The sequence below is a fragment of the Streptomyces sp. NPDC005402 genome, assembly GCF_040606575.1.
Lineage (GTDB): Bacteria > Actinomycetota > Actinomycetes > Streptomycetales > Streptomycetaceae > Streptomyces.
Map to the genome: position 1 here is coordinate 148,128 of NZ_JBEXFB010000004.1, position 15,322 is coordinate 163,449.

The following is a 15,322-nucleotide window of genomic DNA, read 5'->3' on the forward strand; positions in this document are numbered from 1 at the left end:
CCGGAAGGGGGTCCGGGGGAGTCGTCGGTCACGACCCGTCATGGTCCGGGGAGGCCTCCCGGTCCGGCAACTGCTTTTCGCCGCTACCAGCGCGCCGGAGGCGGCGCCGTCAGCTGGTCGGCCAGTCTCGACAGCCGGTCCCTGAACCGCCGTCGGCCCCTGGGCGTGGGGACCGCGTTCTCCCCGGCCGCCGCGCTCACCAGGTGCTGCACGGTGTCCAGATCGAGGTCCGTGCCCTCCGGCACGGCCAGCGACTCGTGGGCCATCGCGGCGAGTTCGCCCGCACCGGGGCCGAGGGAGAGGACCGTCGCACCGGCCCGCCGGGCGTCGTGGACCTGCTCCAGGAACGGGGCGCCCGGCCGTCCCCCACTCTCGGCTCCGCTCGAGCGGGGGCACCCCCACGGTGACACCACCAGCAGGGTCTCGCCGCGCCGGGCCGCCGCGAGCCGCCCCGGCCCGACCGACAGATGCGGGGGGTCGGAGGGGCGCGCGTCGTGGCGTACGAGAGTGGGGGCCAGCTCCGGAGTACCCGACCAGGCGGCCTCGTCGACCAGGTGGGCCGCCAGATGCCACGGCTCGTACTCCGGCGTGCCGACCAGGAGCAGTCCGCCGCCGTGCGAGACCACCGAGCCGCGCAGCACGCCCGCGAAGCGTCGCGTGGCCCCCAACCACTCGGTCCCGGCGAGCACTTCGCGCAGCAACGCGACCCGTACGGCGTCCATGGGGCCGCATCCTGCCGCAAGTGGACGCCCGTCACCCGCGGTTCACCCCGGATTCGCCCGAACCGGGCAGGGCCGCACTCCTCACGAGACCGGGACTTCGGCGCCCGCGAGCTTCCGGTGGGTGTCCGTGACGCGGCTCACCCGATCGGCCGGGGCGGCCGGGGCGGACGTAAAGTCGGCGCCATGACCTCTACCGACAGTGCTGCACAGAAGGCTCCCGCCAAGGACCCCTGGGACCTTCCCGACGTCTCCGGGCTCGTCGTCGGCGTGCTCGGCGGGACCGGGCCGCAGGGCAAGGGCCTCGCCTACCGGCTGGCCCGCGCCGGACAGAAGGTGATCATCGGCTCACGTGCCGCCGACCGCGCGCAGGCCGCCGCCGACGAACTCGGGCACGGTGTCGAGGGCGCCGACAACGCCGAGACCGCGCGCCGCAGCGACATCGTGATCGTCGCCGTGCCGTGGGACGGCCACGGAAAGACCCTGGAGTCGCTGCGCGGGGAACTCGTCGGCAAGCTCGTCGTCGACTGCGTCAACCCGCTCGGCTTCGACAAGAAGGGCGCCTACGCGCTGAAGCCGGAGGAGGGCAGCGCCGCCGAGCAGGCCGCTTCGTTGCTCCCGGACTCGCGGGTCACCGCCGCCTTCCACCATCTGTCGGCCGTGCTGCTCCAGGACCCCGAGGTCGAGGAGATCGACACCGACGTCATGGTGCTCGGCGAGGAGCGGGCCGACGTGGAGATCGTGCAGGCGCTGGCCGGCCGTATCCCCGGCATGCGCGGCATCTTCGCGGGCCGGCTGCGCAACGCCCACCAGGTGGAGTCGCTGGTCGCCAACCTGATCTCGGTCAACCGCCGGTACAAGGCGCACGCGGGGCTGCGGGTCACGGACGTCTGAGCCGATGGGGGACACTGGACGCCGTACCGCAGCCGTGTCCCCCGACAGGAGCCCCCGACATGCCCCGCCTCGCCCTCTACGCCCTCGCGGTCTGCCTCCTCGCCGTCGCGGCGGCGGTCGTCTCCTTCACACAGGGCAGCTGGCTGGGGATCGTGTGGGTGCTGCTGGCGGGGCTCTCGTCCAACATGTGCTGGTACTACCTCAAGCGGGGTCGGGCCGAGAGGTCCGTCACCCGCTGACCGAGCAGAAATCGCTCGTCTGCCAGAACCGGTACAGGTCCTGGCCGCAGGCCGTCTCGAGATCGTTGATGCCGAGCGAGGTCAGAATCGAGTCGATCACGTCGAAGAACACGTGGTTGACCGCCGGCACCCACAGCAGCGCGAACACGAACAGCAGGCCGAAGGGCGCGAAGGGCTCGATCTGGCGCTTGATGCCGTACGACAGCCAGGGCTCGATGACGCCGTAGCCGTCCAGGCCCGGCACCGGCAGGAAGTTCAGGAGCGCGGCGGAGACCTGGAGCAGCGCGAGGAACGCGAGCGCGTACCGGAAGGCCCTCGGGACCCCGTCGAGGGTGTCCAGCCAGAAGGGGGCGGTGCACACGGCAGCGAACAGGACGTTCGTCAGCGGGCCCGCCGCCGAGATCAGGCTGTGCCGCCAGCGGCCCCGGATCCGGTCGCGCTCGATGAAGACCGCGCCGCCGGGGAGGCCGATGCCACCCATGATCACGAACAGCACCGGCAGCACGATGCTGAGCAGGGCGTGCGTGTAGGCGAGAGGATTGAGGCTCAGGTAGCCCTTGCTCCCGACGGTGATGTCACCGCTGTGCAAGGCGGTACGCGCGTGTGCGTACTCGTGCAGACAAAGGGAGACGACCCAGGCGCCGGTCACGAACAGGAACACGGCGATACCGGACTTCTCGGCGAAGCCGGTCCAGGTGGCCCAGCCCGTCACCGCCGTCACGGCGACGATCCCGATGAAGACCGGGCTGATCCGCCGGTCGCTGTGGCGGGTGGTGGCGGTGGTCATGGGGCTCCCTGGACTGGAACATGCGCGCGGCGAGACTGCCCGACGGTACCGGGCACAGGTGAAAACGTCTTGGGGTGGGCCGGGGGTTCCATGGGAGGGTGGCGACATGGGGCTCTGGCACGTGTTCTACGCGGACTGGCAGATGGAGTGCTGCGGTACGCCGTTCTCGGTGGGGGAGGACGTGGGCTGGCCGCTGCTGTTCCGGGCCGCCGGAGATGTCCTGGGAGGCGGCTGGCACGACCAGCTCACCGAACTCGCCGGGCCGTTGGAGCAGGGCGCCGGGCCGGTGCTGCGGGACAGGAGCGGCCTGGTCGTCGGGGTGGGGGAGAGCGCGGCGGCACCGGGCGACTCCGCCCCGCTCGTCGGTTTGCTCACGGTCGAGACGCACGGGGGCCGGCTGCCCGAGGTCCGCGGCCGGGTGCGGAGCGTGCAGGTCGTGACACAGGAGTACGGCGAGACGGAGGCGGGTTCGAGGACCTGGGAGCCGGTGCCGGGGCGCCGGTCGCTGCGGTCGGTGGACGCGAGCCCGAAGTGGTTCGCCGACGGCGGGGGCGCGCGGTCCGAGGCGGGGACGGTGGTCACGCTGGAGGTTCCGGACACGGACTCGGGGCTCTCGCACGCCGTCCGCAGGATCCGGAATCTCCCGCCCGGCTCACCGCCCGGTACGGAGACGGCGGGCCTGCCGGCCGACGCCCTGGCCGAGCTGCTGACGGAGTTGAGCAGGGCCTGAGTACGCGGTGGTGGGGCGGGGGCTCCGGGTCGGCGCTCACCACGACGGCCCAGAGGCGCGGGTACGGGGCGCCCAGCCAGAACCCGGTCGCGGCTGGTCTGGAGGGGACCGGTGTGATCCGCCTGGACCTGCTCGCGATCTGTCCGGAGGGGATCGGTGCGATTCGCCATGGCCCGTCTGCGGCTGGTCTGGAGGGGACCGGTGTGCTCCGCCTGGACCTGCTCGCGATCTGTCCGGAGGGGATAGGTGCGATTCGCCATGGCCCGTCTGCGGCTGGTCTGGAGGGGACCGGTGTGCTCCGCCTGGACCTGCTCGCGACCTGTCCGGAGAGGATCGGTGCGATCCGGCATGGCTCGTCTGCGGCCTGTTCGGAGGGGATCGGTGTGATCCGGCATGGCTCGTCTGCGGCCCGTCTGGAGGGGATCGGTGTGATCCGGCATGGCTCGTCTGCGGCCCGTCTGGAGGGATCGGTGCGATCCGCCTCGGCCTGTTCGGAGGGATCCGTGCGATCCGCCTCGGCCCGTCCGGTGGAATCCGTGCGATCCGCCCCGACCCATCCCTGACCACCCGGAGGAAACCGCGCGACCAGCCCCGACCCACCCACGCCCCCCACAACGCGACCCACCCGCGCCCCAACCCGACCCGGTACATCCGGCGGCGACCGATCCGTCGACACCCCGTGAGCGGAACCCCGTGACCGGCCCCCGACTCCAGCAGAGACAATGGACCCCGTGCGCTATCGCATCCTCGGTACCACCCAGGCACTCCGCCCCGACGGAACATCCGTCCCGGTCGGCGGCACGCGGCTGCGCGCGCTGCTGACCGTTCTCGCGCTGCGGCCCGGCCGTACCGTGCCGGTGAGCGTCCTGGTGGACGAGGTGTGGGACGGCGAAACGCCCGCCGACGCCACGGGGGCGGTGCAGGCGCTGGTCGGGCGGCTCAGGCGCGCGCTCGGGGCGGACGTGGTCGCTTCGGTGGAGGGCGGCTACCGGCTGACCGCCGCGCCGGACGACATCGACCTGCACCGTTTCGAGCGGCTCGCCGGTGACGGCATGCGGGCGCTGGCCGACGGCGACGCCGCGAAGGCGGCCGTGGTCCTGGACGACGCCCTCGCCCTGTGGCGGGGTCCGGCCCTGGCCGACCTGCCCGACCGTACGGCCGAGGCGGCCCGCGCGGAGGCCCGCCGCCTGGACGCCCTGCGCGCCCGGCACACCGCCGCCCTCGCCCTCGGCCACGCCGACCAGTCGCTGCCCGAACTGACCGCCCTCTGCGACACCCACCCCCTCGACGAACGCCTCCAGTCCCTCCGCCTGCGCGCCCTGCGCGACACGGGCCGCACGGCGGAGGCACTGGCCGCGTACGAGTCCGTACGACAGCTGCTCGCGGACCGGCTCGGTGCGGACCCTGGGTCCGAACTGCGGGCACTGCACGCGGAGTTGCTGCGGCCCGAGCCGTCTGCCGCGGGCGATCCGGGCGGCCGGGTGCCCGCCGTGGCCCTGGAGAGGAGCGGGGCGGCAGGACCCGCCGACGCCCCCGCTCCTCCGGCTCCCGCCTCCGCCCCTCCCTTCGGTAACCTCCGCGCCCGTCTCACCTCCTTCGTCGGACGGGAAGCCGACATCGAGGCGATTCGGGGCGACCTCGCCGCAGCCCGGCTGGTCACGCTGCTCGGGCCGGGCGGGGCCGGGAAGACCCGGCTCTCGCAGGAGGCCGCCGAGAGCGTGGGGGACGTGGTGCGGGATGGGGTGTGGCTGGCCGAACTCGCGCCGGTCGACGACCCCGAGGCCGTGCCCGAGGCCGTGCTCACCGCCGTCGGCGCCCGCGAGACCGTGCTGTACGGCGCCGGTGCCGAGGCGATGCGCGCCGCCGGGAGCGAGCGGCTCGACGACCCCGTCGAGCGGCTCGCGGAGCACTGCGGCCGGCGCAGCATGCTGCTGATCCTCGACAACTGCGAGCATGTGGTCGACGCGGCCGCCCGCCTGGCGGAGAGGCTCCTGGAGCGCTGCCCGGGGCTGACAATCCTGGCCACCAGCCGTGAACCCCTCGGCGTGCCGGGGGAGTTGCTGCGCCCGGTGGAGCCCCTGCCCGAGCCGGTCGCACTGCGGCTGCTCGCCGACCGGGGTGCCGCCGCCCGGCCCGGATTCCGGGTCGACGCCGACGAGGAGACCGCGGCGGCCTGCGCGGAGATCTGCCGGCGCCTCGACGGACTGCCCCTCGGCATCGAGCTCGCCGCCGCCCGGCTACGGATGCTGACTGCACGTCAGATCGCGGACCGGCTCGACGACCGTTTCCGGTTGCTCACCTCCGGCAGCCGTACCGTCCTGCCCCGCCAGCAGACCCTGCGGGCCGTCGTCGACTGGTCCTGGGACCTGCTCGACGAGGAGGAACGGGACGTCCTGCGGCGCCTTTCGGTGTTCGCCGGCGGCTGCGACCTGGCCGCCGCCGAGGCCGTGTGCGGCCCCGCCGCGCTGGACGCGCTCGGTTCGCTCGTCGACAAGTCCCTTGTGGTGGCGGCCCCTTCGGGAGACGGCGAGATGCGCTACCGGCTCCTGGAGACGGTCGGCGAGTACGCCGGTGAGCGCCTCGACGAGACGGACGGATCGCGTGCCGATGCCGAGCGCGCGCATCTGACGCACTACCGCGAACTCGCCCGCACCACCGACCCGTTGCTCCGGGGTCAGAACCAACTCGTCGCCATCGAGCGCCTGGAGCGCGAGTACGAGAACCTCCGCACCGCCCTGCGCCGGGCCGTCGCCGACCGGGACGAGCAGGAAGGGCTGTGCCTGGTCCTGTCGCTGGCCTGGTACTGGCAGATGCGCGACCTGCGCATCGAGGCCCGCAACTGGTCCCGCGAGGTCCAGGGCCTCGGCCCCGATCCCTTCACCGAGCCGGTCCGCCCCGCCGCACCGGTGTGGGAGCGCTGCACCGATACCCCGCCGCCGTGGACCGGCGAGGTGCTGGAAGAGGCCCGGCGCGGCGTCCACCTCGTCCATCTCGCCTGCATGGACACCGAGTTGGACGCCTGGCAGAACCAGCACGCGCAGGCGAAGCTGCGGTCCATCGCCGCCACCTACGAGCCCGGTATGGCGCAAACCTGCCGGATGCCGGGCTCTTTGTGGTTCTTCGCCATCATGCTCACCGGGGACATGGAGCGGCTGCGGGAGGTCATCCAGGCGACGGTCGACACCTGTCGGGCCACGCCGGGCTACGAGTGGGAGCTCGCCGCGGCGCTCCAGTGGCGGGCCAACCTGCTCGCCAACCGCTCCGACTGGGCCGGCGACGCCATCCACGACGCCGAGGAGGCGCTGGAGATCTACGAGCGGCTCGGCGACGTGTGGGGCACCGCCGAGGCGCTCTCCGCGCGTGCCGAGGCGCATGAGCGCAAGGGGAAGTGGAGCGCGGCCGCCGCCGACTACGAGAGGGCGATCGAGCGGGCCGAACAGCTCGGTGCCCGCGCCCAGCGGTCCGTGCTCAACGCCCGGCTGGGCAGCGCGCTGCTGGAGACGGGGGAGGCCGAGCGCGGTGAACGCCTGCTGCGCGAGGTGATCGCCGACCAGGAGGGTGCCCGCAACGAGGCGATGCCCGCCTCCCGGATGTTCCTCGCCGGCTGGCTCGGGCTGACCGGCCGCATCCCCGAGGCCCGGGAACAACTCCGGCTGCTGCGCCAGCAGTTCGGCATCGCCCACTTCGTCATCTTCGACGCCTTCATCCTCGGCTCGGAGGCCTGGCTGGAGGCCCTGGACGGCTGCTACGAGGAGTGTCTGGCCCTGACCCGCCGGGCGCTGGAGAGGTCCGAGGACCCGCTGGCCCTGACCATCGCCCCGCACATGCGCACCATCTACCTGCACACCGCGGGGCTCGCCCTCGCCGGGGCCGACGGCGGCGCTCGCGCCCGCGACGGCGCCCGCTGCCTCCGGGCCGGGGACGCGCTGCTGCCGCCCGGTCACGTCCCGACGACCGTCGAGCGAACCCTGCGGGGCAGGGCCGAGCAGGAGCTGCGTGCGGTGCTCGGCGACGCGGCCTACGAGTCGGCGTACGCGCAGGGCGACGGCCTCTCCCCGCAGGAGGCCGCCGCCCTGGTGTGACGCGCACCGAGCCGGACTTCAGTTCTTCGTGCGGAACTTGTGGATCGCGTAGGGTGCCGCGACCGCCGTGATGGCCGCCGACCAGCCGAGCGTCACCCACAGGTCGTGGGCGACCGGGCCGCCCACCATCAGCCCGCGGGCCGCGTCGGCGAGCGTGGACAGCGGGTTGTAGTCGGTGAAGTGCTGGAGCCAGCCCGGCATCGAGTTCGTCGGGGCGAAGATCGACGAGCCGAACTGGAGCGGGAACAGCACCAGGAAGCCCATCGCCTGCACGGACTGCGCGTTCTTCAGGATCACGCCCAGGGTGAGGAACACCCACATGATCGAGGAGGCGAACACGGCGGACAGGCCCACGGCGGCGAACAGCCCGCCCCAGTGGTTGATGTCGAAGCCGACCAGCAGGGCGACGATCATCAGCACGGTGGTCGCGAACAGCATCCGCAGCAGTTCCACGGAGATCTTCGCGAACAGCACCGAGCCGCGCCCGATGGGCAGGGACCGGAAGCGGTCCATGACACCGGAGTTGAAGTCCTGGCTGAAGCCGGTGCCGACGCCCTGGGACAGGGTCATGCTCATCATCGCGATCATGCCCGGGATGACGTACTGCACGTACCCGTCCTGCCCGCCGCCCAGGGCCTGCCCGATCGAGCCGCCGAAGACGTAGACGAACAGCAGGGTGAAGACGACCGGCATCAGGATCGCGTCGAACATCGACTCGGGGTCCTGGCGGATCCACAGCAGGTTGCGGCGGATGAGGGCGCCGGTGTGCCTCAGATGCCCGCGCAGGGGGATCCGGGCGTCGGCGTCGACGGTGGTGGCGGTGGCGGTTGCGGCGCTCATACGGCGACCTCCTCGCGGGTCTCGGTGGGGACGGTGTCCTGCGGGGCACTGGCGCGGTGGCCGGTGAGGGACAGGAACACCTCGTCCAGGCTGGGCAGTTCGGTGGTGATGGAGGAGAGGGTGGTGCCACGCGCGGTGACCGCGCCGACCACGGCCGTCAGCTGCTCGTCGCTGAGGATCGGGACGATGAGGGTGCCGCTCTCGGTGTCCACGGTGGAGGTCGCGAGGCCGGTGATGCCGAGCTCGTCGATCCACCCGGAGAGCGGCTGCAACTGCAGCGGATCCACGGGTCGTACCCGCAGCGAGCGTCCGCCGACCTTGGCCTTGAGCTCCTCGATGGCACCGGCGGCGATGACCTTGCCGTGGTCCACGACGGTCAGCTCGGAGGCGAGCTGCTCGGCCTCCTCCATGTACTGCGTGGTCAGCAGGACGGTCACTCCCTCCCCAACCATCCGCTTGACCTCGTCCCACACCTCGTTGCGGGTGCGGGGGTCGAGACCGGTGGTGGGCTCGTCGAGGAAGAGCACCTGGGGCCGGCCGATCATGGAGGCGGCGAGGTCGAGCCGCCGCCGCATACCGCCGGAGTACGTGCTCGCCGGCCGCTTCGCGGCATCGGTGAGCGAGAACCGCTCCAGCAGCTCGTCGGCCCGGGTGCGGGCCTCCTTGCGGGGCAGGTCGAGCAGCCGCCCGATCATGTACAGGTTCTCCCAGCCCGGCAGCTTCTCGTCCACCGAGGCGTACTGCCCGGTGAGCCCGATCACCCGCCGCAGCTGCCGGGGCTGCCGTACGGCGTCGTAACCGGCGACGGTGGCCTGCCCGGCGTCCGGGGTGATGAGGGTGGACAGAATGCGTACGAGGGTGGTCTTCCCGGCGCCGTTCGGCCCGAGCACACCCATCACGGTGCCCTCGCGCACGTCCAGGTCGACGCCGTCCAGCGCCTTGGTCTCGCCGTAGTGCTTGACCAGCCCCCGCACGGAAACGGCGGAGTCCCCGCTCTTGGGGTTCTTGTCGATTCGCGTCATAACGAGGACAGTGCCAGCCCCCACCGACAAACCACCGACAGGCCGCCGACAGGGACCTACAGGCCACCGACAGACCCGGCGTGGACCACCTCCGTGGGACGATGACCCGCATGTCGGGCCAGGTCTGGGTGTCTCTGATATCGCTGGGTGGCGTCGCTCTGGGCGGCGTGCTCTCCTACCTCGTCCAGCACCGCACTCAGTCGGCGGAACGCGCCGAGTGGCAGCGCCGGCAGCTCGCGGTGTCGGAGGCCCGGCGCGCGGAACGCCTGGCCCTGCTGGAACGGTTCATCGAGGTCGGCGCCGAGGCAGAACGCGCCGCCTTCTCCCGCCCCGCCGACCACGACCACACCGACCCCTGGTATCTCACGGCCAGCGACGCCATGAACCGCCTCTGGGTGGCCGAACGCCTCATCCGTATCCAGTTCCCCCTCCCCGTCCACGAGGCGGCTCGCGCCTACTTCCTCGACCTCAACCGGACGGTGTGGGAGGGCCTGCCGGAGGGCGAGAGCGTGCGGGACCACCTGGAGGCCAACCGCCTGGCGTTCCTGGACGCCGCCCGCGGAGCCATGGGGTAGCGGGCCACGGACACGGAAAGGGGCGCCCGGTGATCACCGGGCGCCCCCTTCGTCGTACGACCGCTCAGTGGCGCACTGCCTCCGCGTGCTCCGGGAGATGGGTCGCGACCACGCGCTCCCGTGCGGACGGCAGGACCGCGCGACGCCGGTCCACGACCGTGGCCACCGCGGCGACTCCGAGGCCGAGGACGGCCAGGGCGGCGCCCGTCAGGGCCGGGGACGTCGCGCCGAGGCCCGCGGCCAGGGCGAGGCCGCCGCTCCAGGCGCCGCCGGCGTTGGCCAGGTTGAAGGCGGCCTGGTTGGCGGAGGAGGCCAGGGAGGGGGCGGCCGACGCCTTCTCCATGACCATGAGCTGGAGCGGGGAGCCGGTGACGAAGGCCGCCGTGCCCAGCAGCACGACCGCCACCGCCGCGCTCCACTGCGCGGACATCAGCACCGGGAACACCGCCAGGACCACGACCAGCGAGGTCAGGCCGCCGAACAGGGTGCCGCGCAGCGAGTGGTCGGCGAGGCGTCCGCCGACCAGGTTGCCCGCCGTCGCGCCGACGCCGAACAGGGCGAGGAGAAGCGTCACGCTGGAGTCGGCGTATCCGGCCGCGTCCGTGAGCATCGGCGTGATGTAGCTGTACGCGGCGAACAGCGCGCCGAAGCCGGCGACCGTGGTGCCGAGCGCCAGCCAGACGGGCAGCGACTTCAGGGCGACCAGTTCGCGGCGCAGGCCCACCGCGGGCGCGTGCGCGTGGTCCTGCGGGATGAGGAGCGCCAGGGAGGCTATCGCCGCCAGGCCGATCGCGCTGACGCCGAGGAAGGTCGCCCGCCAGCCCAGGTGCTGACCCATGAGGGTGGCGACGGGGACGCCCGCGATGTTGGCGAGGGTCAGGCCGAGGAACATCAGGGACACCGAGCGGGCCTTGCGCTCCGGCGCCACCATGCCGGTGGCGACGACCGCGCCCACCCCGAAGAAGGCACCGTGCGGCAGCCCGCTCAGGAAGCGGGCCGCGAGCAGCCAGTGCTCGTCGGGGGCGAAGGCGGAGAGCGCGTTGCCGACCACGAACAGTCCCATCAGGCCGATGAGGACCGTACGGCGGGACATCCGGGCCGTGACCGCGGCCAGCAGCGGGGCGCCGATCACCACGCCCAGCGCGTACGCCGAGACCAGGTGACCGGCGGTGGGGATCGAGATGCCCAGGTCGTTGGCGACATCGGGCAGCAGGCCCATCATCACGAATTCGGTGGTGCCGAGACCGAATGCGCCGACGGCCAGTGCGAGCAGGGCCAGAGGCATAAAGAGGTCGAGCCTTTCAGGGGAGAGCGGAGTTCCGTACCTAGCTTATGTTCAGTTACGGAACAAAGACCGCGTCCCCAGGCTTCCCACGGGTTACGAGGAGGTGGCGAGGTTCACACGGGCCGCCACCGGCAGATGGTCGCTCCCGGTGGCGGGCAGCGTCCACGAGCTCACCGGCTCCACGCCCTGCACCATGATCTGGTCGATCCGCGCCATCGGGAACGACGCCGGCCAGCTGAACCCGAACCCGCTGCCCGCCGCTCCCTGTGTGGAGCGCATCTGGGAGGTGACCGCGTTGAGCGCCCGGTCGTTCATCGTGCCGTTGAGGTCGCCGAGCAGGATCTTGCGGGGGAGCTTGTCGTCGGCGATGGCCTCACCCAGCGCGTCGGCGCTCTTGTCGCGCTGCCGGGCGGTGAACCCGGCCTCCATCTTCACCCGTACGGACGGCATGTGGGCGACGTACACCGCGATCTGCGCGTCCGGCGCGGTCACCGTGGCGCGCATGGCCCGGGTCCAGCCCAGCTTGATGTCGACGGCCTTCACGCCGGTCAGCGGGTACTTGCTCCACAGTCCGACGGTGCCCTCGACCGCGTGGTACTTGTACGTCGACGCGAGCGCCTTCTCGTACACCGGCACCGCCGAGGCGGTCAGCTCCTCCAGGGCGACCACATCCGCACCGGAGGCGGCCACGTCCCGGGCGGTGCCGGACGGGTCGGGATTGTCGGCGTTGACGTTGTGGGTGGCCACCGTGAGGTCGCCGCCGGCGGCGGACTTGTCGGAGAGCAGCCCGCCGAAGAGGTTCAGCCATACGGCCGCCGGGAGCAGCACCGCGATCAGCGCGATCGCGGACCTGCGCAGGAAACCGAGCACGAGCAGCACCGGGACGAACACACCCAGCCAGGGCAGGAAGGTCTCGGTGAGACTGCCGAGGTTGCCCACGGCGTTCGGGATCTGCGCGTGCAGCAGCATCACCAGGGCGACGATCACCGCGAGGCCGGTCAGGACCAGGCCGCGGCGCCAGATCCGGCGGTCACCGCGCCAGCCGGAGAGCGGGCGGCCGAGCAGACGCCGGAAGCGGTCTCTGCGGCGCTCGGGTCCCGAGCCGCCGTCCGCCGTCTCCGTCACGTATGCCTGCTGCGCCATACCGTCGCCTCACTACCTGCCGTGCACACCGTTCGCCCCGCTGCCGTGGGGCGCAAACACCCCGTACGACCCTAGGGGATGATCGGCTTCGATCTCGTCGTCCCATGACGACCGTACGGGGGCGATGACGTACAAGTCGCCTTCCGGAGTTCCCCGTCCGAGCGGGGAAAGCGCCCTCTGTGACGAAACGCGCACACTCGGGCCGCAGGGCCCCGACGGGCGCTAGGAACTGACGGGGCGTAGGCCCTCGAGGACCGTGTCGACGATCTGTTCGGAGAGGCCCTCCGGCAGGGCGGCGTTGGGCTGCATGATGGTGCGGAAGAGCATGGGGCCGATGAACAGGTCGTTGACCAGTTCGACGTCGATGTCCGTGCGCAGCTCGCCGTCGGCCTGTCCCTGGCGCAGGATGGCGACCTGCTTGCGGCGCCGGGGCGCGACGACGATCGCGTGGTAGGCGTCCCAGACCTTCGGGCTGCTCTTCATCTGGGCGAAGACACTGTGCAGCAGCGCCGAGGAACGGGTCATCAGCCCACGTTGCCTCAACTGCTCGAGCAGGGCCACGAGATCGTCGCGCATCGAGGTGCCGGGCAGTTCGGCGTCCGGGGGCTCGGCGGTGCGCACGACGTCGACGAAGAGCTCCTCCTTGCCGTTCCAGCGGCGGTAGATGGTGGCCTTGCCGACGCCCGCGGTACGGGCGATGCGCTCGATGGACAGCTCGGCGAGCGGCACGCCGTCCTCCAGCAGCTTGATGACGGCCTCGATGATGGACCGCTCCACGGCCTCACTGCGGGGCCGCCCCCGCCCGGCCCCCGTCTGCCTGGACTGACTGTCGGCGAGGCCGCTCACGTCGCTTGGTCCTCTCTGTGGGATGAGGTGATTCTCCCTGGTCCATGGCGTCGCGGGAGGGGCGGGGTGAGGTTCGGCCCACCTCCCCGGCGGGGCTGGCCCGCCGCCCGCTCCGGTCCGGTGACCTCCTCAACTCCCGGTCGTGGCCCGGTCGATCCACCTGGCCGGGTCGGGAGCGGGGGTCGGGGTCGGCGCCGGGTCAAGCGCCGCCGGGCCGGGCCCAGGCCGGTCGGAATCCCGTCGGCGTCGGGGCTCGGGGCCTCCGACTGCCGCCGCGGGCTTCCGGTCTCCGGCCTGGGCACGGCCCCCGGCATCAGGGCTCCCGGCACCACGGCTGCGGGCTCCACTGCCCGGCTGCCTTGCCCGGCCTCGCTGCCCTGCCCGGTGGGGCACCGTCCCTGTCGGTGCCCCCAAGCCGACTCACTCGCCCGCGGGCACCAACTCCTGTTCCTCCTCGCCCGGCTGACGCTCCGTCGGGCGGCCCGGCAGGTACAGGGCCACCACCACGGCGCCGACCAGGGCCACGCCCGCTCCCCACAGCGCGGTGACGTGCATCGCGTGCAGGAAGGCGTCGTTGGCCGGGCCGACCAGGGCGTCGCCCCGGGGGCCGAGCTTCGCGGCGACGCCGAGCGTGGCCTCGATGGACTCGCCCGCGGTGTGCCGTACGCCTGCCGGAACCATCCCGAGGTGGGACTCGATGCCGTTGCGATAGGCCGTGGAGAGCACCGAGCCGAGGACGGCGATGCCGAGTGCGCCGCCGACCTGCCGGAAGGTGTTGCTGAGCGCGGACGCGGAGCCGGCCTTCTCGCGCGGCAGGGCCTGCATGATGACGACGCTGGTCGGCGTCATGATGTGCGCCATGCCGGTGCCCATGAGGAAGAAGATCACCTCCAGGAGCCAGATCGGCGTGTCCGCCTCCAGCCCGGCGAACGCGCACAGCATCGCGGCGATCAGCAGCATGCCTCCGGTCGTCGTCGCCCGGTTGCCGAAGCGGTCGACGACCAGCCGGGCGCGCGGCGCGAAGATCAGCTGTGCGGCGGCCAGCGGCAGCATCAGCAGACCGGTCTGCAGCGGCGAGTAGCCCCGCACGCTCTGGGTGTAGAAGACCGAGAAGAAGGTCACGCCCATCAGCGCGAAGAAGACCAGCCCTATGGCGCCGATCGCGGCGGAGAACACCTTGTTCTTGAAGTAGGTGACATCGATCGACGGGTGGTCGCTGCGCTTCTCGAACACCACGAACGCGACGAGCACGGCGAGACCGGCACCGATGGTGGCCAGTACGGTCGCGTCCGTGAAGTCGGCGAGCTGGCCGCCCTTGATGATGCCGTAGACGAGCAGGACCAGTCCGATGACCGACAGCACGACGCCGACGGGGTCGATCCGGCCCGGGTTCGGGTCGCGGGAGTCGGGCACCAGCCACAGCATCAGCCCGAGGGCGAGCACCACGATCGGCACGTTGATGAGGAAGACGGAGCCCCACCAGAAGTGGTCGAGGAGCACACCGCCGGTGATCGGCCCGATGGCGATGGCGAGTCCGACGCCGCCGGCCCAGATGCCGATGGCCTTGGGCTGCTCCTCGCGCTCGAAGACGTTCATCAGGACGGCGAGCGTGGCCGGCATGACGAACGCCGCGCCGAGGCCCATCAGCGCCCGGAAGGCGATCAGCTGGTCCGGCGAGCCGGAGAAGGCGGCGAGCGCGGAACCGGCGCCGAACACGACCAGGCCGCCCAGCAGCACTTTCTTGCGGCCGAGCCGGTCGCCCAGCAGGCCCGCGGTGAACAGGAGGCCGGCGAAGACCAGGGTGTAGGCGTTGATCGCCCACTCCAGCTCGCTCTGGGTGGCGCCCAGTCCGGTCGGGGCGGGGGTCGAGATCGTCTTGATCGCGACGTTCAGGATCGAGTTGTCGAGCACCACGATCAGCAGGCTCAGCATCAGTACACCGAGGATCGCCCAGCGGCGCCGGTGCACCGCCTCCGATACCCGGGAGTCAGGGACTGCGGTAGTCATGCGGTCGAGAGTAACCCTATTACGATACGGAACCGTCTCGTATCGTAAGTCTTTACCGAGACCTTACGTGCCTGAACGCTCACACTTACCCCCTCTGGCCCTCACTGGCACGAGGTGCCACCATGGAGGTGATCCGGGGACGCCGTGAGGGCG

The 15,322-nt window shown here is 72.0% G+C and carries 13 protein-coding genes; 5 read left to right on the plus strand and 8 right to left on the minus strand.

What is annotated here, in order from left to right:
- Positions 1 to 83: 83 nt before the first annotated feature.
- Positions 84 to 722, minus strand: a complete 639-nt coding sequence (locus tag ABZT02_RS09110; protein WP_356015780.1) for a hypothetical protein — start codon at positions 720 to 722, stop codon at positions 84 to 86.
- A 183-nt stretch (positions 723 to 905) separates the two neighbouring features.
- Between ABZT02_RS09110 and npdG the strand changes: the two genes are divergently transcribed.
- Entirely contained in the window at positions 906 to 1,613 is a 708-nt protein-coding gene (gene npdG, locus ABZT02_RS09115) for an NADPH-dependent F420 reductase (protein WP_356015782.1), read from the plus strand.
- A gap of 59 nt (positions 1,614 to 1,672) precedes the next feature.
- Positions 1,673 to 1,852 carry a hypothetical protein gene (locus ABZT02_RS09120; RefSeq protein WP_356015784.1) on the plus strand — a complete coding sequence of 60 codons (180 nt, stop codon included), beginning with the start codon at positions 1,673 to 1,675 and terminating at the stop codon, positions 1,850 to 1,852.
- Here the strand turns inward: ABZT02_RS09120 and ABZT02_RS09125 are convergent.
- Complete coding sequence (locus ABZT02_RS09125) at positions 1,842 to 2,639, minus strand: site-2 protease family protein (RefSeq protein ID WP_356015786.1); 798 nt, start codon at positions 2,637 to 2,639, stop codon at positions 1,842 to 1,844. The two genes, ABZT02_RS09120 and ABZT02_RS09125, sit on opposite strands and share 11 nt — an antisense overlap.
- Before the next feature lie 106 nt (positions 2,640 to 2,745).
- Here ABZT02_RS09125 and ABZT02_RS09130 point away from each other — a divergent pair, with 106 nt between their 5' ends.
- Together ABZT02_RS09130 and ABZT02_RS09135 are read left to right on the plus strand one after the other, a co-directional pair.
- Complete coding sequence (locus ABZT02_RS09130) at positions 2,746 to 3,369, plus strand: DUF6578 domain-containing protein (RefSeq protein WP_356015788.1); 624 nt, start codon at positions 2,746 to 2,748, stop codon at positions 3,367 to 3,369.
- 722 nt (positions 3,370 to 4,091) lie between these two features.
- Entirely contained in the window at positions 4,092 to 7,451 is a 3,360-nt protein-coding gene (locus ABZT02_RS09135; RefSeq protein ID WP_356015790.1) for a BTAD domain-containing putative transcriptional regulator, read from the plus strand.
- A gap of 18 nt (positions 7,452 to 7,469) precedes the next feature.
- Here ABZT02_RS09135 and ABZT02_RS09140 read toward each other — a convergent pair whose 3' ends face one another.
- Both ABZT02_RS09140 and ABZT02_RS09145 read right to left on the minus strand, forming a co-directional pair.
- Positions 7,470 to 8,291 carry an ABC transporter permease gene (locus ABZT02_RS09140; RefSeq protein ID WP_356015791.1) on the minus strand — a complete coding sequence of 274 codons (822 nt, stop codon included), beginning with the start codon at positions 8,289 to 8,291 and terminating at the stop codon, positions 7,470 to 7,472.
- On the minus strand, positions 8,288 to 9,313 hold the full coding sequence (locus tag ABZT02_RS09145; RefSeq protein ID WP_356015792.1) for an ATP-binding cassette domain-containing protein: 1,026 nt from the start codon (positions 9,311 to 9,313) through the stop codon (positions 8,288 to 8,290). Before ABZT02_RS09145 ends, ABZT02_RS09140 begins: the two co-directional genes overlap by 4 nt.
- 101 nt (positions 9,314 to 9,414) lie before the next feature.
- Between ABZT02_RS09145 and ABZT02_RS09150 the strand changes: the two genes are divergently transcribed.
- On the plus strand, positions 9,415 to 9,888 hold the full coding sequence (locus ABZT02_RS09150) for a hypothetical protein (RefSeq protein ID WP_356016325.1): 474 nt from the start codon (positions 9,415 to 9,417) through the stop codon (positions 9,886 to 9,888).
- A 64-nt stretch (positions 9,889 to 9,952) separates the two neighbouring features.
- Here the strand turns inward: ABZT02_RS09150 and ABZT02_RS09155 are convergent, their stop codons facing one another.
- From ABZT02_RS09155 to ABZT02_RS09170, 4 genes are all read right to left on the minus strand, one after another.
- Entirely contained in the window at positions 9,953 to 11,173 is a 1,221-nt protein-coding gene (locus ABZT02_RS09155) for an MFS transporter (protein WP_356015793.1), read from the minus strand.
- 93 nt (positions 11,174 to 11,266) lie between these two features.
- Positions 11,267 to 12,316 (minus strand): endonuclease/exonuclease/phosphatase family protein, encoded by a 1,050-nt coding sequence (locus ABZT02_RS09160; RefSeq protein ID WP_356015794.1) that lies wholly within the window; start codon positions 12,314 to 12,316, stop codon positions 11,267 to 11,269.
- Positions 12,317 to 12,538: 222 nt separating this feature from the next.
- On the minus strand, positions 12,539 to 13,162 hold the full coding sequence (locus ABZT02_RS09165) for a TetR/AcrR family transcriptional regulator (protein WP_356015795.1): 624 nt from the start codon (positions 13,160 to 13,162) through the stop codon (positions 12,539 to 12,541).
- A 420-nt stretch (positions 13,163 to 13,582) separates the two neighbouring features.
- Entirely contained in the window at positions 13,583 to 15,169 is a 1,587-nt protein-coding gene (locus ABZT02_RS09170; protein WP_356015797.1) for an MFS transporter, read from the minus strand.
- Positions 15,170 to 15,322 lie beyond the last annotated feature (153 nt).